Consider the following 22464-nt stretch of genomic DNA (forward strand, 5'->3'; position numbering starts at 1 on the left):
CAAGCGCGCTCGACCGGTGCGGGCGCCGAGGGGCCTATGGGATTTTTCGGATTTAAGCGTTCACGCCACGTCACCAGAGAGATCGGCATCACGCCTCCCAAGCCCGGCAAGGACCGGCACGGCATTGCCATCATGTCCTGCGTCAAGAACGAGGAGCGCTACATCGCCGAATGGGTGCATTTCCATAAAGCCATCGGCGTGCGCCACTTCATCCTCTATGACGACCAGTCGACCGACGGAACGCTCGCGGAACTGGGCAAGGCTTTGTCGCCGGACGAATTCACTGTGATTCCGTGGTCGATGCGCATGCGGGATGCAAACAGCGATCAGCCTCTCAACGGTCAGGCGGTAGCCTTTGCCCATGCGATCATGAATTATGGTGCTTCATTCGAGCGTATGGCGTTCATCGACGTCGACGAATTTCTCCTGCCGAAAAGCGGCACGACCCTGCAGGTGGCACTTGAAGCGTCGAACGGCTTTCCGAACGTCTCGCTGCCCTGGCATATGTTCGGGCATGGCGGGCATGATGAAACGCCCGGTCTCCCAGTTAGCATGGCCTATACAATGCGCGTGGCGGACCCTAAAAAACGGCATGTGCATGCGAGCAATTTCAAGTGCATCGTCGACCCCTGCGAAGTTACCCAGGTCTCTGTCCACCATTTCGAGACCCGATCGTTCGGTGACAGGACGGCGAACGATGCGGGCGCCCTTTCCGACCGGCGCGAACGCAAGGAGCCGGCATTTTATTCGGCCGAGCACATCCAGCTCAATCATTACTATTCCAAGTCGCGCGAGGAGTTTCGCCGCAAGATGGACAGAGGCTGGTCCTACGATCGCGAAGCGGCAAAATACCGCGACAAGGCGCTCGCAACCTCGAAATATCTCGAGGACAATGCCGCGCAGGACAGATCTATGGTGGAGTTTCTGGAAAAAACAGGCATCAAACTCGGCTGAGCATTGAGGCGCCTGCGGGCGCAAAGGCATTTGCCGCGACTGGACGGAGGCTGGAGCGGGTGAAGGGAATCGAACCCTCGTATTCAGCTTGGGAAGCTGCTGCTCTACCATTGAGCTACACCCGCGATGCGTCCTCAGGTTTCCAACAACCGGCCGTCTCTGTCAAGACCGGACAGTCGACGTCTGCGGGGCGTGGAACCGGAGGGCCGGATCAGCCGCGAAAATGCTTCGACAGCTTGAGACCCTGGGCCTGATAATTGGAACCGAGCCCAGTGCCATAAAGGCCCTCGGGGTGTTCCTGCATGTGCTCATAGACAAGGCGGCCGACGATCTGGCTGTCTTCGAGAATGAACGGAACCTCGTGGCTGCGCACTTCCAGCACGGCGCGGCTGCCACGACCGCCTGCGGCTTCATGTCCGAAGCCGGGATCGAAAAAGCCGGCATAATGAACGCGGAATTCGCCGACCAACGGGTCGAAGGGCGTCATTTCGGCGGCATAGAGAGGCGGCACATGCACGGCCTCGCGCGAGACGAGAATGTAGAACTCGTCCGGATCGAGGATCAATTCATTGCGGCCGCGGCTGTAGAGCGGTTCCCAGAAATCGAACAGGTCGTGCTGTGCCTTCTTGTCGACATCGACGACGGCCGTGTGATGCTTGCCGCGGTACCCAATCAGGCCGTTTGCATCACCCTTGAGATCGATTGACAGGGCAATACCGCCGCCGGAGACATTCGGTTTTGCCGATGCAACCAGAGTTTCGGCCTCATGCAGCTGCAGCAATTCCGGCTCGCCGAGAAGCGCATTGCCGATGCGGAAGCGGATCTGCGACAGACGCGAGCCCTGGCGCACGACGATCGGGAACGTGCGCGGCGAGATTTCGAGATAGAGCGGACCGGAATAACCGGCCGGGATCTTGTCGAACTCCTGAGCGTAATCGGTAATGACGCGGGTGAAGATATCGAGGCGCCCGGTCGAGGACTTCGGATTGGCCGAGGCCGACATTCCGGCCGGCAGATCGAGGCGCTCCATCAGCGGCACGATATAAACGCAGCCGGTTTCCAGCACCGCTCCTTCGGAGAGATCGACGACATGCAGCTTCAGTCGGTCGAGCTTGTCGGATACGAGGCTTTGCGGGCCAGGCATGAAGGATGCCCGCACCCGGAACGCCTTGGTACCGAGGCGCAGGTCGAGGCTCGCCGGCTGGATCTGGTCGCGATCGAGTTCGCGCTCGGAGATCAACCGCCCCGTTTCGAAAAGCGCCGCGATAGCGCGGTCCGCCAGAATTCCCGTTTCCCGAGCCATCATGTCTCTCTGTTATTTTGCCGGCGACAAAACCAAATGCGGACCATTGACGCAAGCAGGTGCGAGGCGTAAGCCAGATTTATCCCGTGGTCATTTGCCGGTCGGCTTGCAGCCACGTTAAACAAGTGGCTAAAAAGACCGGGTTGCTAAAACCGGTCTGCTTTCGCGGCCGGTTTTTTTGTTTTGGACTGAGGATTGGCATGACAAACAAATGGCGCCCGGCAACCACGCTCGTTCACGGCGGTACACTGCGCTCGCAATATGGCGAGATGTCGGAAGCGATCTACCTGACACAGGGCTTTGCCTACGATAGTTCAGAAGCTGCCGAGGCACGCTTCAAGGGCGAGACGGAGGGCTATATCTACGCCCGTTACGGCAGCCCGACCAATGACATGTTCGAAAAGCGCATGTGCGCGCTGGAAGGCGCCGAAGAAGCACGCGCCACCGCATCCGGCATGGCTGCGGTCACCGCCGCATTGCTCTGCCAGCTGAAGGCCGGCGATCATATCGTCGCGGCCCGCGCCCTGTTCGGTTCCTGCCGCTGGGTGGTCGAGACGCTCGCTCCCCGCTACGGCATCGAATGCACGCTGATCGACGGGCGTGATCTCGCCAATTGGGAAAAGGCGATCCAGAAAAATACCAAGGTGTTCTTCCTCGAAAGCCCGACCAACCCGACGCTCGAAATCGTCGATATTGCCGGCGTTGCAAAACTTGCCAACCAGATCGGCGCCAAGGTTGTCGTCGACAACGTGTTCGCCACCCCGCTCTTCCAGAAGCCTTTGGAACTCGGTGCGCATATCGTCGTCTATTCGGCCACCAAACATATCGACGGTCAGGGCCGCAGCCTTGCCGGCGTGATCCTTTCCGACAAGGAATGGGTGACCGAGCATCTGCAGGATTATTACCGCCATACCGGTCCGGCCATGTCGCCGTTTACCGCCTGGACGCTGATCAAGGGACTTGAGACCTTGCCGATCCGCGTCAAGGCGCAGACGGAGAATGCCTCGAAAATCGCCGATTTCCTCGCCGAACATAATCACGTGGCGAAGGTGATCTATCCCGGCCGCAAGGACCACCCGCAGGCCGATATCATCGCCAAGCAGATGACGGGCGGCTCGACACTCGTATGCTTCGAGCTGAAGGGTGGCAAGGAAGCGGCCTTCAAGCTGCAGAATGCGCTGGAAGTGGTCACCATTTCCAACAATCTCGGCGACACGCGCAGCCTGATCACCCACCCGGCGACAACGACGCACAAGAACCTGACGGACGAGGCCCGTGCGGAACTCGGCATCTCGCCCGGCACCGTGCGGTTCTCCGCCGGCATCGAGGATGCCCAGGATCTGCTGGAAGACTTCGCCAAGGCAATGGCTGCGATCTGACGGCCTATCGGCCTCGATATGGTGAAACCCACATCAGGGATTCACCATATCAGTTATCCCTAATTTCAAGAATAGGTCGCGGTTTCTTGCGTAACCCGCGAGTTTTCTTGACCTTTGGCGCGCCCTATACGATATGCGGGGACGTAAAGTTGAGGTGTTGTCCATGTATCGCGCCCGGACAAGAGACATAGAAGTGGCCGTAGAGCCCTACTATCTTGAAGAGCAATCCAGCCCAGAAGAAAGCCGTTATGTCTGGGGCTATCGTATCGTGATCGAGAACCACTCGATCCATACGGTGAAGCTCGTGCATCGCTATTGGCACATCACCGACCAGAACGGACTGGTGGATGAGGTCGATGGACTAGGCGTCGTCGGAGAACAGCCACGACTGCAACCCGGTGATACCTACGAGTATAATTCCGGCTGCCCGCTCGACACGCCGTCAGGCATGATGTTCGGCCATTACGACATGCAGACCGAAGAAGGCGAAGTGTTCAAGGTCGACATCCCCGCCTTCTCGCTGGATTCACCCGGACTGACCCGGGTGCTGAACTAACACGAATAAGAGCCGCTTCAGGCCTTCGCGGCTGTATTCCCTACGACTTCAAATTCCGCCAACTCGTAACGGTAGGTCGTCGAGCAGAACTCGCAGGTGACGGAAATTCCGCCATCTTCCTCGCTGGCCTCGATCTCTTCCGCCGTGAAGCCCGCAAGCACGCCCTTGATCTTGTCGCGCGAGCAGCTGCAGCGGTCGAATACCGTCTGCGGCTCATAGACCCTCACCCCACGTTCGTGGAAGAGCCTGTAGAGCAGCCGTTCGATCGCCACCTGAGGATCGGTCAACTCATCCGTATCAATCGTTTCGACCAGCGACCGGGCCTCGTTCCAGGCATCGTCTGTGACCTCGGTCTGACGCTCATCGCCGTCACCGCCATGAAGATCCGGAAGCCGCATGCGCTCGGGGGCCTGAGGCAGGAACTGGGCGATAAGACCACCGGCCCGCCAGTTATGGCGCGGCTTGCCCTCGGCATCACGGTCGTAAAGCTCGGCCACGCCAAGCCGGACGCTTGTCGGGATCTGTTCCGACTGACGGAAATATACGCCGGCGATCTGCTCCAGCGACGAACCGTCAAGCGGGACGATGCCCTGATAGGGCTGCATGCCCTTGCCCTGATCGATGGTGAAGGCGAGCACACCCTGACCGAGAAGCTCGGCCGGAGACATCCGCCCCTCCTTGATCGCCAAAGCCAGTGCATCTTCGTCGTAACGGGCATAGGCGCGCAACGCATCCGGCGACGAGAAATCGGCGACGAGAAGATCGACCGGGCCATCGCCCTTGGTCTGGACGGTAAACTTGCCTTCGAACTTCAGCGAAGTGCCAAGCAGTGCGGTCAAAACAGCCGCTTCGGCGAGAAGTCGGGCAACCGGCGCCGGGTAATCGTGCCGAGCGAGAATCGTGTTCAGCATCGGCCCCATCTGCACGGCACGGCCGCGCACATCCAACCCTTCGACCTGGAAGGGTACGACCTTGTCGTCTCCTGCAAAGCGGAGATCGTTCAGATCCACAGTCGCTTCCGCCATCATTCTCTCCTTAGCGCCGATAGCACGACCTTTTACACAAACGGCGTGCCAAGCGGAACCGCTGGCCGCCGGAAAAGGTCTCGGCAATGTGTGTTGAAGCGCCAGAGGCTGCCTTTGGCAGACGTCCAGCGCGCCGGAAAGCCGACAAATGGTGTGGCTTTCCGCTCAATTCAAGATCAGGTGAGGAACCGGCTCAGACGGCGCCGAAACACCAGGCCAGAATGGACTTCTGGGCGTGAAGGCGGTTTTCCGCCTCGTCGAAGACGACCGACTGGGGACCATCGATCACGGCATCGGTGACTTCCTCGCCGCGATGAGCCGGCAGGCAGTGCATGAACAGCGCGTCGTCATTGGCACGCTTCATCAAGGCCTCGTTGACCTGGTAAGGCTGGAAGATGTTGTGGCCGCGCGCCTTGTGCTCCTGGTTCATCGAAACCCAGGTGTCGGTGACGACGACGTCTGCGCCATCCACGGCCTTTTCCGCATCATGGCTGAGCATGATGTTGCCGCCATTGTTGCGTGCCCAGTTGAGGATCTTGTCGTCAGGCTCGGACCCCATCGGCACCGCCATGTTCATGCGATAGCCGAAACGGGCCGATCCCTCGACCAGCGAATGGAGCACGTTGTTGCCGTCGCCGGTCCAGGCGATCGTCTTGCCGGCAACCGGTCCGCGATGTTCCTCGAAGGTCATCAGGTCTGCCATGATCTGGCAGGGATGTGTGAGGTCGGTCAGCGCGTTGATGACCGGGACGGTGGCATGCTCGGCCATTTCCATCAGCCGCGAATGATCGGTCGTGCGGATCATGATCGCATCCACATACCGCGACAGGACCCTCGCCGTATCGCCGATCGTCTCGGCGCGACCAAGCTGCATCTCCGTGCCCGACAGGAACAGCGTCTCGCCGCCGAGCTGGCGCATGCCGACATCGAAGGAAACGCGGGTTCGGGTTGATGGCTTTTCGAAGATCATCGCCAACATCTTGCCGGCGAGAGGCTTGTCTGCCGTGCCGGCCTTGGTCGCCTGTTTGCGCGTCTTTGCATCATCGAGAATGGTGCGAAGATCGGCCGACGAAACGGCGGAGAGATCGAGAAAATGCTTCGGTGATGCCATTACCTGGTTCCCTAACGAGGGAACCAGAAAAGGCGCCCTCTCCCTTGACCCTTAAGCGGATCTTTTCAGCTGTTCTGCGGAAAGCGTTTCCGCGGCCCGCTCGATGCGCGCCAAACCTTCACGCGCTTCTTCGGCGGTGACGACGAGTGGCGGCAAGATACGCACGACGTTGTCGCCGGCCATCACGGCCAGCGTCTTTTCATCGCGCATACCGGCAATCAGATCACCGGCGGGCACCTTGGCCTTGATGCCGAGCAGAAGGCCTTCGCCACGGATATCCTCGATGACCGCCGGGAACCGATCCTTGAGGGCTGCGAGGCCCTGGCGGAAGACCAGCGCGACATCACGGACATTTTCCAGGAAGCCTTCAGCGAGCACGATGTCGAGCACCGCATTGCCGCAAGCCATGGCCAGCGGATTGCCGCCATAGGTGGTGCCGTGAATGCCTGGTTTCATGCCGGAGGCTGCTTCTGCCGTGGCAAGGCAAGCCCCGAAGGGAAACCCGCCGCCGATACCCTTGGCAATCGCCATGATGTCGGGCGTGATGCCGGCCCACTCATGGGCAAAAAACTTGCCGGTACGGCCGACGCCGGTCTGCACTTCATCAAGGATCAGCAGCAGGCCCTTTTCGTCGCAGATGCGGCGAAGCTCGCGCATGAACTCCTTCGGAACGGGGCGTACACCGCCCTCCCCCTGGATCGGCTCGATCAGCAGGGCGCCGGTGTTTTCGTTGATCGCCGCGTTCAGTGCATCAAGGTCACCAAAGGGCACCTGATCAAAGCCCTGGGCCTTCGGGCCGAAGCCCTCCATGTATTTTTCCTGCCCACCGGCCGCGATCGTGGCGATGGTCCGGCCGTGGAAGGCACCTTCGAAAGTGATGATATGGAATTTCTCGGGATTGCCCTTGGAGAAGTGATAACGGCGTGCCGTCTTGATGGCGCATTCCAGCGCTTCCGCGCCCGAATTGGTGAAGAACACCTTGTCAGCAAAAGTCGCTTCCGTCAGCCGCTCTGCGAGGCGCTCCTGACCCGGAATCTCGTAAAGATTCGAGACATGCCAGACCTTCTCGGCCTGCGACTTCAGCGCATCCACCAGATGAGGGTTGGCGTGACCGCAGGAGGTAACCGCAACGCCTGCACCGAAATCGAGATATCGCTCGCCGCTGTCCGTCACCAGCCATACGCCCTCACCGCGCTCGAAGCGCAGAGGAGCCCGGGCAAAAGTGTCGTAAAGCGCAGATTCAGCCATGGCGACATCACTCCTAAGGTGTCCGGCAAAGGACATTTAAGACGTCCAGCAAAGGACATTCCAAAAAATCAAAATGCCGCCCACAGGGCGGCGGCGGCACTATCGCCACTCACCTTTTGAAAGTCAACAAAACTCGCGAAAATACGGGGGTCCGAGGCGCATTTCGGCCGCTCTTTCAGCCCCGGCTTCGAGCTGCCGATCGCTGTGACAAAAATGACTCGCCCACAAAGCAAGTTGGGGACAAACCCCAAAATCGATTCGCGGTGATTCCCGGGACTCTTGTCACGGAGTCTGCCTACCTCTAGGTTAATGATCAATTACTAGACTGCATGCGGCGGAACTAGTCACCAATAGCATAGATATAGTGCCTGTTGCGGAATGTTTTCCGCGACATTGGTGAGGGATTCTGCATGCCACCAACGTTCAAAGGCGGAGAGCGGGCATGAACTGGACGGACGAGCGCGTCGAGAAACTCAAGAGACTCTGGGCCGAAGGCCTGAGCGCCAGCCAGATCGCAGCGCAGCTAGGCGGCGTGAGCCGCAACGCTGTGATCGGCAAGGTTCATCGTCTCAATCTGCCGGGCCGCGCGAAAGCCGGTGGCACTGTTCCGACGAACCGCGCACCCAAACGCCCTGCTGCAACAACCGCTGCACGCCCTTCGAACTTCGCATCCCGCGTCGCCACCCGTACGGTTGCCCGTCCGGTCGGTGCAACGGCTGTCAAGGAAGAGATCGAATTCGACGCGGCACAGGAAATCCAGTACCGCCCGGCATCCAACGTCGTCGTTCCGATCTCGCGCAAGCTCGCCCTGACCGAACTGACGGAACGCACCTGCAAATGGCCGGTCGGTGATCCGCTGACCGATGAGTTCCACTTCTGCGGCTGCGAATCCCCGGATGCGTCGCCGTACTGCAACTATCACGCCAAGCTCGCCTATCAGCCGGTCCACGACCGCCGCAGGGCTGCATCCCGCTCCTGATCCAGGACGCGAACATCCAAAAAGCGGGCTCGATGCCCGCTTTTTTGTTTGTCCAGGCCTAACATGTCCCATCTGCAATGCAGCCTTGCCGGCTGCCGGCTTGCTGATTGACTTCGGAATCCCTATTTATGTACCAGCGAGGACGGCCTCCCCCAGCATGGGTACCAATCGTCGGGACGACCCGGCAGAACCCATGGGGTCAAAGTCATGCGCAGCACGGGCGACCGTATCCGTCACGCCATCAGCTTCGAAGTCATCGGACTGGCAATCTTCACACCGCTCGCGGCCTTCGTATTCGGATTGCCTGTGGAGCATGTGGGTGTCGTGGGCATTGTTTCGGCAACGCTGGCGACCGGATGGAACTATTTCTACAATCTGGGCTTCGATCACTTGATGCAGAAATATCGAGGCGGAACGCAGAAGGGGCTGGCGCTCCGCGTTCTGCATGCCGTGCTGTTCGAGCTCGGCCTGTTGATCGTGCTGATGCCGTTCATCGCCTGGTATCTCGGCATCAGCCTGATGCAGGCGCTGGTGATGGATATATCCTTCGCCCTGTTTTACCTGGTCTATGCGTTCTTCTTCAATATCGCTTATGACCGGCTGTTTCCGCTGCCCGAGTGGCAGAAGGAAGCGAAGGCCTGAGAACTGCCCGGCTAAACAGTTCAGCCCGAGGCGGAGGACCGCGCCCGGGCTGAAAACACAAAGGCAGGCCTGATTTGGAGATCAGGATTCCATCGAATAACCTGCACCGCGGACGGTGCGGATGACATCCTGCATGTTGGAGAAGTTGAGCGCCTTGCGCAGGCGGCCGACATGGACGTCGACAGTGCGTTCGTCGACATAGATGTCATGACCCCAGACGCCATCCAGAAGCTGCGAACGGGAGAAGACGCGGCCCGGCGACACCATCAGGAATTCCAGAAGACGGAATTCCGTCGGGCCGAGTCGAACCTCACGGCTCTTGCGGTGGACGCGGTGGGTTTCGCGATCAAGCTCGATATCGCCACAGCGCAGCACGCTGGAGAGAACCTCGGGCTTGGCGCGGCGCAGCATTGCCTTGACCCGCGCCATCAGCTCCGGCGTCGAGAAGGGCTTGACGACATAGTCGTCGGCGCCGGTCGCAAGACCACGGACCCGCTCGCTTTCCTCGCCCCGGGCCGTCAGCATAATGACCGGAAGCCGCTCGGTTTCCGGCCGCATGCGCAGTCGCCGGCAAAGTTCGATGCCGGAGACGCCAGGCAACATCCAGTCAAGGATCAGCAGGTCGGGTGTGCGCTCCTGCAGCCGGATCTCGGCCTCGTCGCCTCTCAGTATCGTTTCAACCTCGTAGCCCTCGGCTTCGAGATTATAGCGAAGAAGCACGCTCAGTGCTTCTTCGTCTTCCACGACCGCTATTCTTGGCTGCATACTCAATTTGCTCCGTCACATCACCCCAATCGGCTCCCGATCGGGGCTTACTCCGCTATGGCGCCGACCGTGTTCGACGTGTCGTCCTTCGGACGCTCACCTTCGAGCTGCGCACCTGTCGTCATGTAGTAGATGGTTTCAGCGATGTTGGTCGCGTGGTCGCCGATGCGCTCGATATTCTTGGCGCAGAACAGCAGATGCGTGCAGGTGGTGATGTTGCGCGGATCTTCCATCATGTAGGTCAGGAGTTCACGGAACAGCGACGTGTACATCGCGTCGATCTCTTCGTCGCGAAGCCTGATGATTTCCGCCTTTTCAGCCGAACGGCTTGCATAAACGTCCAGCACATCCTTGAGCTGCACCGCAGCAAGATCCGAAAGATGCTCCAGGCCGCGTGCGAGCTTGCGGGGTACACCCGTTCCCTGCACGGCGATAACGCGCTTGGCGGTATTCTTTCCGAGATCGCCAACACGCTCGAGGTCAGCTGCGATACGCAGCGTGCCGATGATTTCGCGCAGGTCGGCAGCCATCGGCTGGCGCTTGGCGATCGTGACGATTGCCTTGTCCTGGATCTCGCGTTCGGCGTGATCGAGAATGACGTCGTCAGAAATCACCTTCTGTGCAAGCGCGGAGTCGGAATTGACCAGCGCACGCACGGCGTCGCCGCACATCTGTTCCGCAAGACCACCCATCTCGGAGATGCGGCGGCGGAGATATTTCAATTCTTCGTCGTAGGCCGACAGGATATGACTTGATACCATTTTCTTGTCCTTAAGATCCGTGAAAGGCAGCAGGCGTCGGCGATCAATCAGCCGAAGCGGCCCATGATGTAGTCCTGGGTGCGCTGGTCATCCGGATTGGTGAACATCTTGTCCGTGTCGTTTTCCTCGACGAGCTGGCCGAGGTGGAACATGGCGGTGCGCTGCGAGACGCGGGCGGCCTGCTGCATCGAATGCGTGACGATGACGATCGTGTAGTTGGCGCGCAGTTCGTGGATCAGTTCCTCGACCTTGGCGGTTGCGATCGGATCGAGTGCCGAGCAGGGCTCGTCCATCAGGATGACTTCCGGCGAGACGGCGATGGCACGCGCAATGCAGAGACGCTGCTGCTGACCGCCCGAAAGCCCGGTGCCGCCTTCATGCAGACGATCCTTGACCTCCGTCCACAGGCCGGCGCGCTGAAGGCTTGCCTCGACGATCTGGTCCATATCGGACTTGCCGCGGGCAAGGCCATGGATGCGCGGGCCATAGGCAATGTTCTCGTAGATGGACTTCGGGAACGGGTTCGGCTTCTGGAAGACCATGCCGACACGGGCACGCAGTTCCACGACATCGATTTCCTTGTCGTAGATATCGTCCGTATCGAGCGTGATCTTGCCGGTGACCCGGCAGCTCTCGATCGTGTCATTCATGCGGTTCAACGTGCGCAGGAAGGTCGACTTGCCGCAGCCGGAAGGTCCGATGAGGGCGGTGACCGTGTTTTCGCGAACGTTGAGGTTCACGTCGAAAAGCGCGCGCTTTTCGCCGTAATAAACCGACACGTCCTTGCCAATCATCTTGTACGCGACTTCATTCATCTTCTTGTCCAGCGCCTTCTCAACTGCTGCTTCTGACAACATATTCATTGTGTCGATCTCCTACCACCGGCGCTCGAACCGCCGCCGCAACAGAATTGCACCCACGTTCATGACGATCAGGAACAGGAGCAGGATGATGATTGCTCCCGAGGTTCTTTCGACGAAGGCGCGTTCCGCCTCGTTTGCCCACATGTAGATCTGCACCGGCAGCGCGGTCGACGGATCGAGCGGCGTCGTCGGATAATTGGCGACGAAGGCCACCATGCCGATCAGCAGAAGCGGCGCGGTTTCGCCGAGCGCATGCGCAAGGCCGATGATCGTGCCGGTCAGAATGCCTGGCATGGCGAGCGGCAGGACGTGATGGAAGATGGTCTGCATCTTCGACGCGCCAAGGCCAAGTGCGGCCGCCCGGATCGACGGAGGAACTGCCTTCAGCGCCGCACGGGTGGCGATGATGATTGTCGGCAGGGTCATCAGCGTCAACACCAGGCCGCCGACGAGCGATGCCGAGCGCGGCAGGCCCATGAAGTTGATGAAGACCGCGAGACCGAGGAGACCGTAGACAATCGACGGCACGGCCGCCAGATTGTTGATGTTGACCTCGATCAGGTCAGTAAACCGGTTTTTCGGTGCGAATTCCTCAAGATAGATCGAGGCAGCGACACCGATCGGCAGGGCGAGCACCAGCACGATCACCATCATGTAGAAGGAGCCGATCAGGGCGACGCCGACGCCGGCTGCTTCCGGACGGCTGGAATTGCCGTTGGCGAAGATGCCGGTGTTGAAATGCTTGGCCAGCGCACCACTCGACGCGAGCTGGTTCATCCAGGCGACCTGCTGGTCGGAAACCTTGCGGTTGCTTTCCGTGACCGAGAGATCGATCTGGCCCTTGAAGGCCGAGTCGATATCGCCGGCAGCCAGCAAGGACACAGTCTGGGTGGTGCCGATGATTTGCGGATTGGCGATGACCATGTCGCGCAGCTCGCCACGCACACCGTCGGAAACCATCTGACTGACTGCGCGAAGGCCCTGACGATCGCTTTCGGCGACGCCGAGAGCCTTGGCCACCGCGTTGCGGGCGATGAGCGGATAGTTCGCCGTCATCAATTTGGTAGGGTTGCTGGCGCGCTCGTTATCCTTGTCGATGATCTGCTCGGAAAACTCGACCGGAACGGTGATCATCGTCTGCTGGAAGGCGGTATAGCCCTTGGACACAACCGACCACAGCAGAAGGAAAAGGAAGAGGATGCCGAAGGCGAGCGCCAGCATGCCATAGGCACGGAAACGTCGTTCTGCAGCATAACGGCGCTTGATGCCGATATCGCGGCGAGCGGGCCTTGCGGCGGCGCCGGCGGGGATCGAAACCACGTCGGTCATTCGTACTGCTCCCGGTATTTGCGCACGATATAGAGCGCGTAGATATTGAGGCAAAGCGTGATCACAAAGAGCGTGATGCCGAGCGCGAAGGCCACAAGCGTCTGGGGCGAGGTGAACTCCAGATCGCCCGTCAGCTGGTTGACGATCTTGACCGTCACCGTCGTCATGGGCTCGAACGGATTGAGCTGCATGCGGGCGGCAACACCGGCGGCCAGCACGACGATCATGGTTTCACCGACGGCACGCGACGCGGTCATCAAAAGAGCGCCGACGATGCCCGGCAGAGCCGCCGGCAAGACGACCTTCTTGATGGTTTCGGAGCGGGTTGCACCCAGGCCCAGCGAACCGTCACGCAGGGCCCGTGGGACCGCGGTGATGATGTCGTCCGACAGCGAGGAGACGTAGGGGATGAGCATGATGCCCATGACAAAGCCGGCTGTCAGCACGCTCTGTGCCTGGATGAAATTGGCATAATCGCCGGTCACGAGACCGTTCAGCTGCGACGAGATATCCCGTAGGAAGGGCCCGACCGTGGTCAGCGCGAAGAAACCGTAGACGATGGTCGGAATACCGGCCAGAACCTCGAGCAGCGGCTTTGCGACGGCCCGAACCTTCGGGGCCGCATATTCCGACATGTAGATTGCCGAAAACAGGCCGCTCGGAACCGCAACGAGCATGGCGACGAAGCCGATATAAAGCGTGCCCAGCAGAAGCGGGATGAGGCCGAACTGACCTTCCGAGGCCGTTGCACCGGCTGCGGCAAAACGCGGATCCCAGACCGTGCCGAAGAAGAATTCCCATGCCGGTACGCGGCCGAAGAAGTGGGCCGCCTCCGACAACATCGACATGATGATGCCGACGGTGGTCAGAATGGCGATCGAGGAGGCGACGACCAGCGACCAGAGGATCACTCGTTCGACCCTGTTGCGGGCCCTGAAACGCGGCGCGATCCGAACGTAGGACAGTCCCGCGCCGACAAGTGCTGCAATCAGGACGACGGCCGTCATGATGCGGACGCTGATCTTGTTCATCGCATTGAGGTCGCCGGCCGAGCCGACCATGTAAGGCTCCGGATCGCCAGCGAGCGGGATGCCCTTGGCGCCGAGCGCGTTGCGCAACTCGACCGGATTGCTGCCGACACGATCGATTTCATCGAGTGTCAGCGCATTCATGCCGCGGGCAAGCGAGCTTACCATGCCGAAGCTCAAGCCCTGCTCCGCCGGCGTGCGGGCCTTCACCTCATCGGGGAAGCCGTCGCGGATGACGGAATTGACATAGAGGGGGCTGGCGATGAGCCATGCTGCAAGAATGAGCGCGGCCGGAAGGACGGCGCAAATTGCAACGAAGGAACCGTAATAACCGGGGCGGGAATGCATCTTCGACGATACACCGCCGGAGATCGCCAAAGCCTGCCGCATCCCGGCAACGTAACAGACGATCGCGATGATCGCCAAAATCAACAAGATCAGTGGTGTGCTCATCACAATCCCCCGGCCTACCGCCTTCGGCGGCAGCCAACTACCGCACAATTCCCGTCATCGGAACCGAATACATTCCCAGGCACCCATGTCGATCAGCGCAGTGATCGATCAGGGCAAAACGGCCTAAAGGCCGAAAACGGCGCCGCCAGAGGCGGCGCCGTGTCGTTCATTACATGGTCTTGCCAGCTGCGAAGTCCTTGCGGACCTTTTCGCGCTGATCGTCCGGAGCGGCAACCAGGCCGTATTCAGCCAGCGGGCTTTCCGGGCCAACCATGTCGTCAGAGATGAAGAACTCGACATATTCCTTCATGCCCGGGACAACGCCGAGATGGGACTTCTTGACGTAGAAGAACAGCGGACGGGAAACCGGGTAGGTGCCGTTCGAGATGGTTTCCGTGGAAGCCGTGATCCCGTTGACGGTCGCGACCTTCAGCTTGTCCTTGTTGTTTTCATAGAAAGCGAGACCGAAAACGCCGAGACCGGTCTTGTTGGCGGCGATACGGGCAAGCGTCTCAGGATAGTCGCCGTCGATGTCGACAGCAGCGCCGTCCTTACGGATGGCAACGCACTTGGCAGCAGCCTGCTTGGCATCGGTGATTGCAGCCTTGATGACGTCAACAGCACCGGCTTCCTTGCAGCCTTCAGCCATGACCTTCTCTTCGAAGACTTCGCGGGTGCCGTGCTTGGTGCCCGGGATATAGGCAGCAATCGGGCCCTTCGGCAGAGTCGGGTTGATGTCCGACCAGTTCTTGTAAGGGTTGGCAACAAGCTTGCCGTCAACGACGACTTCAGCTGCGAGAGCCTTGTAAATGTCCTTCGGCTCGATCTTCATTTCGCCGTTGCTGGAGTCGGTTGCGAATACGATACCATCGTAGCCGATACGGATTTCCTGAACTTCGGTAACGCCAGCGGCCTTGCAGGCCTCAAGCTCGCTCTTGCTCATCGGACGCGATGCATTGGCGATGTCGATGGTGTCTTCGCCTGCGCCCTTGCAGAGTTCCTTGATGCCGGCGCCGGAGCCGCCCGATTCAACGACCGGCGTCTTGAAGTTAGGGAAGGTCTCGCCGAAGGTTTCGGCAACGATCTTTGCATACGGCAGAACCGTGGAGGAGCCAGCAACCTGAACCTGGTCACGTGCAGCGGCAGCGCCGGCAAATGCGACAGAGGCCACGAGGGCAGCTGCGGAAAGTTTCAACATGTTCATCAATATTCTCCCATGATGGGTTTTGTGAAAGCGTCTGTCGCCGGCTTTCGCGCTTGCCGGCTTCTGGCCCGCTGGTATTAGCGGCCCTTGACCTCAGCTTTTATGTCACTTCGATGAAACATTTGTGACAAATTAAAATATTGATTTTACTTACAAAAATCATCGCACAGCTGTGCAGTGCGAATTTAATATGTCAGAATCTGACGGTAAAGTCGGAACCCTTGCCAAGTTCGGACTTCACGACAAGCCGGGCACGGTGGCGCGTGAGGATATGCTTGACGATGGCGAGCCCCAGACCGGTCCCCTTTTTCGATCGGCTGTCGGCGACGCTAACCCGATAGAAACGCTCGGTAAGTCGCGGGACATGCTCAGCCGGAATGCCCGGGCCGCGATCGACGACGCTGACTTCGACCGGTTGCGAAGGCGCGTCGCGCAGGAAGACATCGACGAATTTACCCTCCTGGCCGTATTTGCAGGCATTCTCGATGAGATTTTCGAACACTTCGACCAGTTCGTCACGATCGCCCAACACCTCGACCTTTTCTTCCGGCAGGTGGAGACGGATTTCCACACCAAGCTCTTCGGCAAGCGGCATCAGCGCGTCGCGGACATGGCCGATGACCGGGCGCAGATCGACGGACTGGTCAGGGGCGATATGAGACTTCAGCTCCAATCGCGACAGCGACAAGAGATCGTCGACAAGGCGGCTCATCCTTGTCGCCTGATCAAACATGATGGCGAGAAACCGTTCGTGGGCGGCGGGGTCGGACTTGGCCGGCCCCTGAAGGGTCTCGATGAAGCCGCGCAGCGAGGCAAGCGGCGTGCGCAATTCGTGGCTGGCATTGGCGACGAAATCGGAGCGCATGCGATCGAGGCGGCGCAGCTCTGAAATATCGCGAAAAGACAGAAGGAAAAGCTCATCGGCCGGTTCCTGATCATCTGCGATCGGCGCGATGCGCAGGAGATAGACCCGCTCGGAGGGTAACCGCTCGGAATATTCGATCTGGTTAGGCTCTCCCGTTGCCATCGTCTCCTTGACCATATCAAGGATGCCGGGCGAGCGCAGGCGTGCGGAAAGATGCGAGCCGATGGGCAGCAGGCCAAGCGCCCTTTCAGCCGCCTTGTTTTCCCACAGGACCACCGCTTCGGCATTAAGAACCAGAACGGGGATATCCAGGGCAGACAAGGTGGCGGCGATGCGCGGCAGCGGATCCGGCGGCAATTCTTCGTCTTCGGCTTCTTCGGGCAGTTGAACGACTGCGCCGGCAGGTCGCCTTGCAAGCGTTGCGATCACCAGGATCAGCCAGCATGGCAGGACGGCAAACCACACGCCGCCGACAGCCACCGCAACAAGCGCCACGAGCGTCAACAGAAAAAGCAGAAGCCATTCCCGCCTCATCGCAGCGATGAGACCTCCTTCTACCTGCTCTGCGCTCGACGCCATGACAACCCCAACTGAAACCCCCGGCGAAATCGCCGGTATCTGCCTGATAAACACGTGGTCATATAAGCCTTGCATGACACTTGTGCATCAAGGCCTATGGAAAACCTATGGCGGAATGCCACCTTTCGGATAGCGTGACCCCGACGTGGATCGCGATATCGTCATAGGCACCAAAGGCAAGAAGGAGAACAAGCATGTCAACAGGCGAAAGCAGGACGGTCGATCTCAAGATCGGGGGCAAGAAGCGCCAGTTCGACATCGATGACCCAAAGCTGCCGGACTGGATCGACGACCAAGCGCTGGCATCGGGCAACTTTCCCTATGACGACAAGCTGAACCGGGACAAATACGAGAAGCAACTGGAAAAGCTGCAGGTCGAACTCGTCAAGATGCAGTTCTGGATGCAGGCGACGGGCAAGCGGCTGATGGCTCTGTTCGAGGGACGGGATGCCGCCGGCAAGGGCGGCACGATCTTCTCCATCAGGTCCTATCTCAATCCACGCACGGCGCGTGTGGTGGCACTGACCAAACCCACCGAAACAGAGGCCGGGCAATGGTATTACCAGCGTTACGCAACACATTTTCCGACCAATGGCGAAATCGTGCTCTACGACCGGTCCTGGTATAACCGTGCCGTGGTGGAGCCGGTGATGGGGTTCTGCACGCCGGCGCAATACGACAGCTTCATGAAGGCGACGCCGCGTTTTGAAAAGCTGCTCGTCGAGGACGGCATTCACTTCTTCAAGTTCTGGCTCGACATCGGGCAGGAAATGCAGCTGAAGCGCTTTCATGACAGACGCCATGATCCGTTGAAGATCTGGAAGCTGTCGCCGATGGATATCGCCGCACTGTCAAAATGGGATCAATATACGGACAAGCGCGACCGGATGCTGGAAGAGACCCACACAAAGGACGCACCGTGGGCGATCCTGCTTGCCAATGACAAGCGGCGCTCGCGGTTGAACGCGATCCGCCACATCCTGCTATCGCTCGATTACGAGGGAAAGGACAAGGAAGCGATTGGTGAGATCGACGACAAGATCCTCGGCTTCGGACCGAAATTTCTGAAATAGATGTGTTGCGGCAAGACGGTTTCGCACTCTTGCCGGAATTGCTTTCGGGGCCGGCGGCAGAAATGCTGCCGTCCCGCCAGTCGCTTATTGACCCGGCAATGCCCGGACGGAATAGATGAAGACCGGATTGGCGCCACCGCCGACGCCGGTATTGACGATCAGCCGGCCCGGCGCATTGGGCGCCATGGTGCGGTCGAAGCTGACCCTGAACAGGGCGTCCTGCAGTTCCTGTGTCGCGGTGAAGCGATGGCGCGAGCAACTGCCGAGGCTGCCGAAATCGCAGCGGACCGAAAGCTGCGAATGCTGGTTGCCCGCCGACTGGACGGTGATTGCCAGCGTCGAACTTTTGCCGGCGAGTTCCCGCAGGATTTCAACAGGCACCTCGATCGTCACGTCACCCGCCGCAGTCGGACTGGCGGAAGTGACCTTGAGCGCCTGCCCTTCGGAACCGGCGGAAATCTGGGCCTGAGCCTGGGTGCCGGCCTTGAACGCGGTGCCATCCTTGGGTTCGAATATATCGGCCCACTCTTCCGAGAACCCACCCCGGGATGACAGCGCCGACGGCCCCTGGCCCGAAGACTGCAGTGCTGAGGACCGGCTTGCGCTGCGCATCGCCTCGTCGATGATCGACTGAACCAGGCCGGACTGGTAGAAAATCCAGCAACCCACCGCGACAACGCCGAGCGTGATGATCCAGGTGATCAGGCGGGAGAGAAGGCTGCGCTTGCTGCGGCCTCTCCTGCTGCGCTTCACAGGCGCTTCCGGCGAAACCTTGCCTCTCTTCCCGTCCGCCTTGAGCTTGCCGTTTCGAGCCGGCTTGCCTACCTCGGGCGCGTCCGGCAGAGGAACGGCGACCGGCACGTCACGATAGGCTGCCGGAATATCCGTCGGCATGACGGACGGCGTGGCCGGATGCTGTTCGACAGCGCCGGACCGGGTTACGCCGCCGATCGCCAGGGAACCGGCCGGGGCGGCGGCAGTCGATGCCGTCGGCGGTTCGACTGCCATGGTGTCTTCAGCTGCTACACGAGACGTTGAAGGCCCGGCGTTCGGGCCGGGGCCTGCAGAGCGATCGGACCGGACCACCGGATCGAGCAGAAACGGATCGACCTGCGTCCCAAGAGGCGGGTGGGCATGCTGCGCCAACCGGTCGATTTCCTCGTCCTCGATCTCGCGGATCTTTTCTTCCAGGCGCTTACGCTGCTGCATGATGACGAGATTGTCGCTAACGCCCTGCTTGCGCAGACCGGCATCGAGTGCCTGGCGAGCCGACTGATAGATGCGGGCCCGCACCTGGCCGTCGCCCCTTTCGGCACGATCCAACGCGTTTCTTATGGCTGTCTCAAGGCCGCTCACTGCCGGTCCTTCCGGTTCATTTCACTTTCGGCACGCTCTTGTCACGCAGCCAGATTTTAACCTCTCGGTAACGTCTCCACCGCCGAACTGCAAGAAGGCGTCGCCGTTCTTCCCCTGTCCATCCCCTCGCCTGCCTCTGTCTTATCGTGCCGAGACGGCCGGAACATGGTGGCAAATCCATGACAATCAGGAAGCGCCAGGCACAATCGCGGCGGCTTCCCCCGGAGAAATTCATCTGTTACACCATCTTACGTAAAGGTAATTCGAGAGGTTCCCTCATGCTTCCAGCGATCCTCAAGGACGGGATGCGGCTGCCGGTCGTGGCATCGCCGCTGTTCATCATCTCGCATCCCGAACTGACGCTCGCCCAGTGCAAGGCGGGTATTGTCGGTGCGTTTCCGGCGCTCAATGCGAGGCCGGAAAGCCAGCTGGACGAATGGCTGGCGCAGATCACGGAAGAACTCGCCGCCCACGATGCGGCAAACCCAGACCTGCCGGCCGCCCCGTTTGCCGTGAACCAGATCGTCCACACGTCCAACAGGCGGCTGGAACACGACCTGATGATGTGCGTGAAATACAAGGTGCCGATCGTCATCTCCTCGCTCGGCGCCGTGCCGGAGGTGAATGCCGCCGTGCATTCCTATGGCGGCATAGTGCTGCATGACGTGATCAACAACCGCCACGCCAAATCCGCCATCGCCAAGGGCGCAGACGGGCTGATCGCGGTGGCGACGGGTGCCGGCGGCCATGCGGGCACGCTGTCTCCGTTCGCTCTCGTTCAGGAAATCCGCGAATGGTTCGACGGGCCGCTGCTGCTGGCCGGCGCGATCGCCACAGGCGGCGGCATTCTTGCCGCGCAGGCGATGGGCGCGGACATGGCCTATATCGGCTCGCCCTTCATCGCGACCCATGAGGCACGCGCCGCAGAAGACTACAAGCAGATGATTGTCAGCTCCAATGCGGCCGATATCGTCTATTCCAATTATTTCACCGGCATTCACGGCAATTACCTGAAGGGCTCGATTGCGGCCATGGGCCTTGATCCGGCTGCACTGCCGGACGCCGATCCATCGAAGATGGATTTCGGCAATGCTACCGCAGGGGCGACAACGGGAGCGAAAGCCTGGAAAGAAATATGGGGGGCCGGCCAGGGCGTCGGTGCGGTGAAAAACGTCTTGTCGGTTGCAGAACTGGTCGACCGCCTGACCGGCGAATATGCGCAGGCCAAGCGAAGGCTTGCACTCTAGCGGCGAAATGCCGGCCTTGTCGGGAAAAACGAAACTATCGTCAAAACCGGCTTGAAATCGGGATTGGTTGCCTGTATCAGCGCATCACTCGCAGCTTGGCGCCTGTCGCCGCTGCCGGGCCGCTTTAGCTCAGGTGGTAGAGCACATCATTCGTAATGATGGGGTCGCAGGTTCGAGTCCTGCAAGCGGCACCACTATTTCTCAATCTCACAGCTGAAAGCTCAGTCGGTAACCCTTTCGCGGACAGACTTACGCGCGACAAATTTTCGAGTAATTTGGCTCGACTGAAAATTCGACGGCAATACTCCGTCTTCTGGACGGAGGAGTACCATCCAGCACCACTCGAATGGCGCTCTCACGGATTTCAGGTGAAAAACCTGTCCGTCGTCTTGCTGATATCGGGCTCCACTTTTTCAGAAGCCAGAGCCTCGGGCGAACCGGATGCGGTTGAGGTCGATAAAACGGCGACCCGTTCTCGGGCCAAGCCCACCATTTAAAACCGGGAACTATCGGCCCTACAGTCTGTATTCCTTCGGGCCTGCCTTGCTCGGCGCAACGCAAGCATTTCCTTCGGAAACAACTTTGCTCGAAATGGTCAATGCGGGATCCCTTCGACGCGAGAACATTCCGCGGACAAAGCCGACTGAATAAACCATCCAGGAGCACACGGAAAATACCCCGCCGGCAATCGACCTGCGTTTAATCGACATTGATATGAATGGAATCAGCAGCGCCAACAAAGATACGAAAAAGTTGTCGAACAATTCCAGAGATACAACGGCGGACAGCCAGAGGATCAAAAACAGCAATACGCGGAGAATTTTCAGCTCCCTCAAAAGAGCAAAAAAATGCGGTTTGCCGATAGCGGCGCGGAAAACTTCGCCCGCACCGTTCGCGTATCTCGACAGCAACCGCCGCCATAAGAGTGCGTATGATCCGACCATTCGATGGTGATGATCGACCGCTACGCTGCCAAGCCGCCACAGCGTGAAACCGTTGGCGCGAAGCCGAAGGCCCAGATCCAGCTCTTCGTAACTGTGAAGGTTTCGATCCGAGAAATAACCCAATGGCTCGATGGCGGAACGGCGATACAACCCTCCGCAATCCAACTTGAGGACGCGCCCAGCGCTGTAAATGTCCTGCTCGCGCTGCCGTCGATGGTGAAATTCCAAGTTGCCGGCGGATATATCGTTGATTATTCCTCCGACGCTGGCAACGTTTTTATTTTCCTCAAGATACGAGATTGCCTCCGCCAGAAACCCTGGTCGGATAATCATGTCTCCATCGATGAGATATATGTATTCGCCGGACGAATGCTGAAATGCCAACTGCGCGCCCGCACCGCAACTGCGTTCCTGGGCGTCGACGAACGATACGATTCGAACTGGAAAACGCTTGGCCAGGGCTACGGTCTGATCACTCGAGCAACTGTCGGCCAGAATTACTTCCGCGCAAATTCCTTCAAGCTCAGCGAAACAGGCCATCAGCGCTGCTTCGATGTTCAGTTCCTCGTTGTAAGCCTTCATCAAAATGCTGAGCTTCATGCGTTACAGTTCCAACAGGCCGCACTGACGATGACTTGAATTCCGCGTTGCAGACGGGGATTACTCATAACAGGTCATACAGAAAATTTTCCCAACTCCAATTCAAACGACCTCCCGCCTCCGACAATTGTACATCGTAGTTAAATTAACGGCGCGGCAACACGAGATGAGACCGCATATCTCCAAGGATTTCGAAGCGT

The 22464-nt window shown here is 59.4% G+C and carries 20 protein-coding genes, 2 tRNA genes and 1 riboswitch; of the genes, 8 read left to right on the forward strand and 14 right to left on the reverse strand.

Annotated features, from left to right (window positions below; genetic code table 11):
* The first annotated feature begins 36 nt into the window (after positions 1 to 36).
* On the forward strand, positions 37 to 954 hold the full coding sequence (locus AC2GXZ_RS09665; RefSeq protein WP_483758936.1) for a glycosyltransferase family 92 protein: 918 nt from the start codon (positions 37 to 39) through the stop codon (positions 952 to 954).
* Between the two features lie 51 nt (positions 955 to 1005).
* Here the strand turns inward: AC2GXZ_RS09665 and AC2GXZ_RS09670 are convergent.
* Positions 1006 to 1079: transfer RNA gene (locus tag AC2GXZ_RS09670), tRNA-Gly, on the reverse strand.
* A gap of 86 nt (positions 1080 to 1165) precedes the next feature.
* Entirely contained in the window at positions 1166 to 2260 is a 1095-nt protein-coding gene (locus tag AC2GXZ_RS09675) for a 2'-deoxycytidine 5'-triphosphate deaminase (protein WP_483758937.1), read from the reverse strand.
* Between the two features lie 73 nt (positions 2261 to 2333).
* A riboswitch (SAM riboswitch) is annotated at positions 2334 to 2411 on the forward strand.
* A 46-nt stretch (positions 2412 to 2457) separates the two neighbouring features.
* On the opposite strand from AC2GXZ_RS09675, the gene AC2GXZ_RS09680 reads away from it, so the two are divergent.
* Positions 2458 to 3636: an O-succinylhomoserine sulfhydrylase gene (locus AC2GXZ_RS09680; protein ID WP_483758938.1), complete on the forward strand. Its 1179-nt coding sequence runs from the start codon at positions 2458 to 2460 to the stop codon at positions 3634 to 3636.
* Between the two features lie 163 nt (positions 3637 to 3799).
* Complete coding sequence (gene apaG, locus AC2GXZ_RS09685) at positions 3800 to 4192, forward strand: Co2+/Mg2+ efflux protein ApaG (RefSeq protein WP_483758939.1); 393 nt, start codon at positions 3800 to 3802, stop codon at positions 4190 to 4192.
* A gap of 17 nt (positions 4193 to 4209) precedes the next feature.
* Here apaG and AC2GXZ_RS09690 read toward each other — a convergent pair whose 3' ends face one another.
* From AC2GXZ_RS09690 to AC2GXZ_RS09700, 3 genes are all read right to left on the reverse strand, one after another.
* Positions 4210 to 5217 carry an Hsp33 family molecular chaperone gene (locus tag AC2GXZ_RS09690; RefSeq protein ID WP_483758940.1) on the reverse strand — a complete coding sequence of 336 codons (1008 nt, stop codon included), beginning with the start codon at positions 5215 to 5217 and terminating at the stop codon, positions 4210 to 4212.
* Positions 5218 to 5410: 193 nt separating this feature from the next.
* Positions 5411 to 6328, reverse strand: a complete 918-nt coding sequence (gene argF / locus AC2GXZ_RS09695; protein WP_483758941.1) for an ornithine carbamoyltransferase — start codon at positions 6326 to 6328, stop codon at positions 5411 to 5413.
* Between the two features lie 51 nt (positions 6329 to 6379).
* Entirely contained in the window at positions 6380 to 7576 is a 1197-nt protein-coding gene (locus AC2GXZ_RS09700) for an acetylornithine transaminase (RefSeq protein WP_483758942.1), read from the reverse strand.
* 442 nt (positions 7577 to 8018) lie between these two features.
* Between AC2GXZ_RS09700 and AC2GXZ_RS09705 the strand changes: the two genes are divergently transcribed.
* Both AC2GXZ_RS09705 and AC2GXZ_RS09710 read left to right on the forward strand, forming a co-directional pair.
* Complete coding sequence (locus tag AC2GXZ_RS09705; RefSeq protein WP_483758943.1) at positions 8019 to 8555, forward strand: GcrA family cell cycle regulator; 537 nt, start codon at positions 8019 to 8021, stop codon at positions 8553 to 8555.
* 207 nt (positions 8556 to 8762) lie between these two features.
* A complete protein-coding gene (locus AC2GXZ_RS09710) occupies positions 8763 to 9197 on the forward strand; it encodes a PACE efflux transporter (RefSeq protein ID WP_483758944.1) in 435 nt (144 codons plus the stop codon).
* An 81-nt stretch (positions 9198 to 9278) separates the two neighbouring features.
* On the opposite strand, the gene phoB is transcribed toward AC2GXZ_RS09710, so the two are convergent.
* The 7 genes from phoB to phoR all read right to left on the reverse strand — a co-directional run bounded on the left by phoB (position 9279) and on the right by phoR (position 17008).
* Complete coding sequence (gene phoB, locus AC2GXZ_RS09715; RefSeq protein WP_483758945.1) at positions 9279 to 9962, reverse strand: phosphate regulon transcriptional regulator PhoB; 684 nt, start codon at positions 9960 to 9962, stop codon at positions 9279 to 9281.
* A 47-nt stretch (positions 9963 to 10009) separates the two neighbouring features.
* Positions 10010 to 10723, reverse strand: coding sequence for a phosphate signaling complex protein PhoU (gene phoU / locus AC2GXZ_RS09720; protein WP_483758946.1), 714 nt, complete (start codon positions 10721 to 10723; stop codon positions 10010 to 10012).
* Positions 10724 to 10770: 47 nt separating this feature from the next.
* Positions 10771 to 11586, reverse strand: a complete 816-nt coding sequence (gene pstB / locus AC2GXZ_RS09725; protein ID WP_483758947.1) for a phosphate ABC transporter ATP-binding protein PstB — start codon at positions 11584 to 11586, stop codon at positions 10771 to 10773.
* Between the two features lie 12 nt (positions 11587 to 11598).
* A complete protein-coding gene (gene pstA / locus AC2GXZ_RS09730) occupies positions 11599 to 12915 on the reverse strand; it encodes a phosphate ABC transporter permease PstA (protein ID WP_483758948.1) in 1317 nt (438 codons plus the stop codon).
* Positions 12912 to 14396 carry a phosphate ABC transporter permease subunit PstC gene (gene pstC / locus AC2GXZ_RS09735; protein ID WP_483758949.1) on the reverse strand — a complete coding sequence of 495 codons (1485 nt, stop codon included), beginning with the start codon at positions 14394 to 14396 and terminating at the stop codon, positions 12912 to 12914. Before pstC ends, pstA begins: the two co-directional genes overlap by 4 nt.
* 169 nt (positions 14397 to 14565) lie before the next feature.
* Positions 14566 to 15600: a substrate-binding domain-containing protein gene (locus tag AC2GXZ_RS09740; RefSeq protein WP_483758950.1), complete on the reverse strand. Its 1035-nt coding sequence runs from the start codon at positions 15598 to 15600 to the stop codon at positions 14566 to 14568.
* A gap of 193 nt (positions 15601 to 15793) precedes the next feature.
* Complete coding sequence (gene phoR / locus AC2GXZ_RS09745) at positions 15794 to 17008, reverse strand: phosphate regulon sensor histidine kinase PhoR (protein ID WP_483759396.1); 1215 nt, start codon at positions 17006 to 17008, stop codon at positions 15794 to 15796.
* Positions 17009 to 17238: 230 nt separating this feature from the next.
* On the opposite strand from phoR, the gene ppk2 reads away from it, so the two are divergent.
* Positions 17239 to 18117 carry a polyphosphate kinase 2 gene (gene ppk2 / locus AC2GXZ_RS09750; RefSeq protein ID WP_483758951.1) on the forward strand — a complete coding sequence of 293 codons (879 nt, stop codon included), beginning with the start codon at positions 17239 to 17241 and terminating at the stop codon, positions 18115 to 18117.
* 84 nt (positions 18118 to 18201) lie between these two features.
* Here the strand turns inward: ppk2 and AC2GXZ_RS09755 are convergent, their stop codons facing one another.
* Positions 18202 to 19440, reverse strand: a complete 1239-nt coding sequence (locus AC2GXZ_RS09755) for a hypothetical protein (RefSeq protein ID WP_483758952.1) — start codon at positions 19438 to 19440, stop codon at positions 18202 to 18204.
* A 311-nt stretch (positions 19441 to 19751) separates the two neighbouring features.
* Here AC2GXZ_RS09755 and AC2GXZ_RS09760 point away from each other — a divergent pair, with 311 nt between their 5' ends.
* Both AC2GXZ_RS09760 and AC2GXZ_RS09765 read left to right on the forward strand, forming a co-directional pair.
* Positions 19752 to 20720 (forward strand): NAD(P)H-dependent flavin oxidoreductase, encoded by a 969-nt coding sequence (locus AC2GXZ_RS09760; protein WP_483758953.1) that lies wholly within the window; start codon positions 19752 to 19754, stop codon positions 20718 to 20720.
* Between the two features lie 118 nt (positions 20721 to 20838).
* Positions 20839 to 20914 (forward strand) — tRNA-Thr (locus AC2GXZ_RS09765).
* A 321-nt stretch (positions 20915 to 21235) separates the two neighbouring features.
* Here AC2GXZ_RS09765 and AC2GXZ_RS09770 read toward each other — a convergent pair.
* Positions 21236 to 22264 (reverse strand): glycosyltransferase family 2 protein, encoded by a 1029-nt coding sequence (locus AC2GXZ_RS09770; RefSeq protein ID WP_483758954.1) that lies wholly within the window; start codon positions 22262 to 22264, stop codon positions 21236 to 21238.
* Between the last annotated feature and the right edge of the window lie 200 nt (positions 22265 to 22464).

This window comes from Aliirhizobium sp. YIM B11859 (assembly GCF_057163345.1).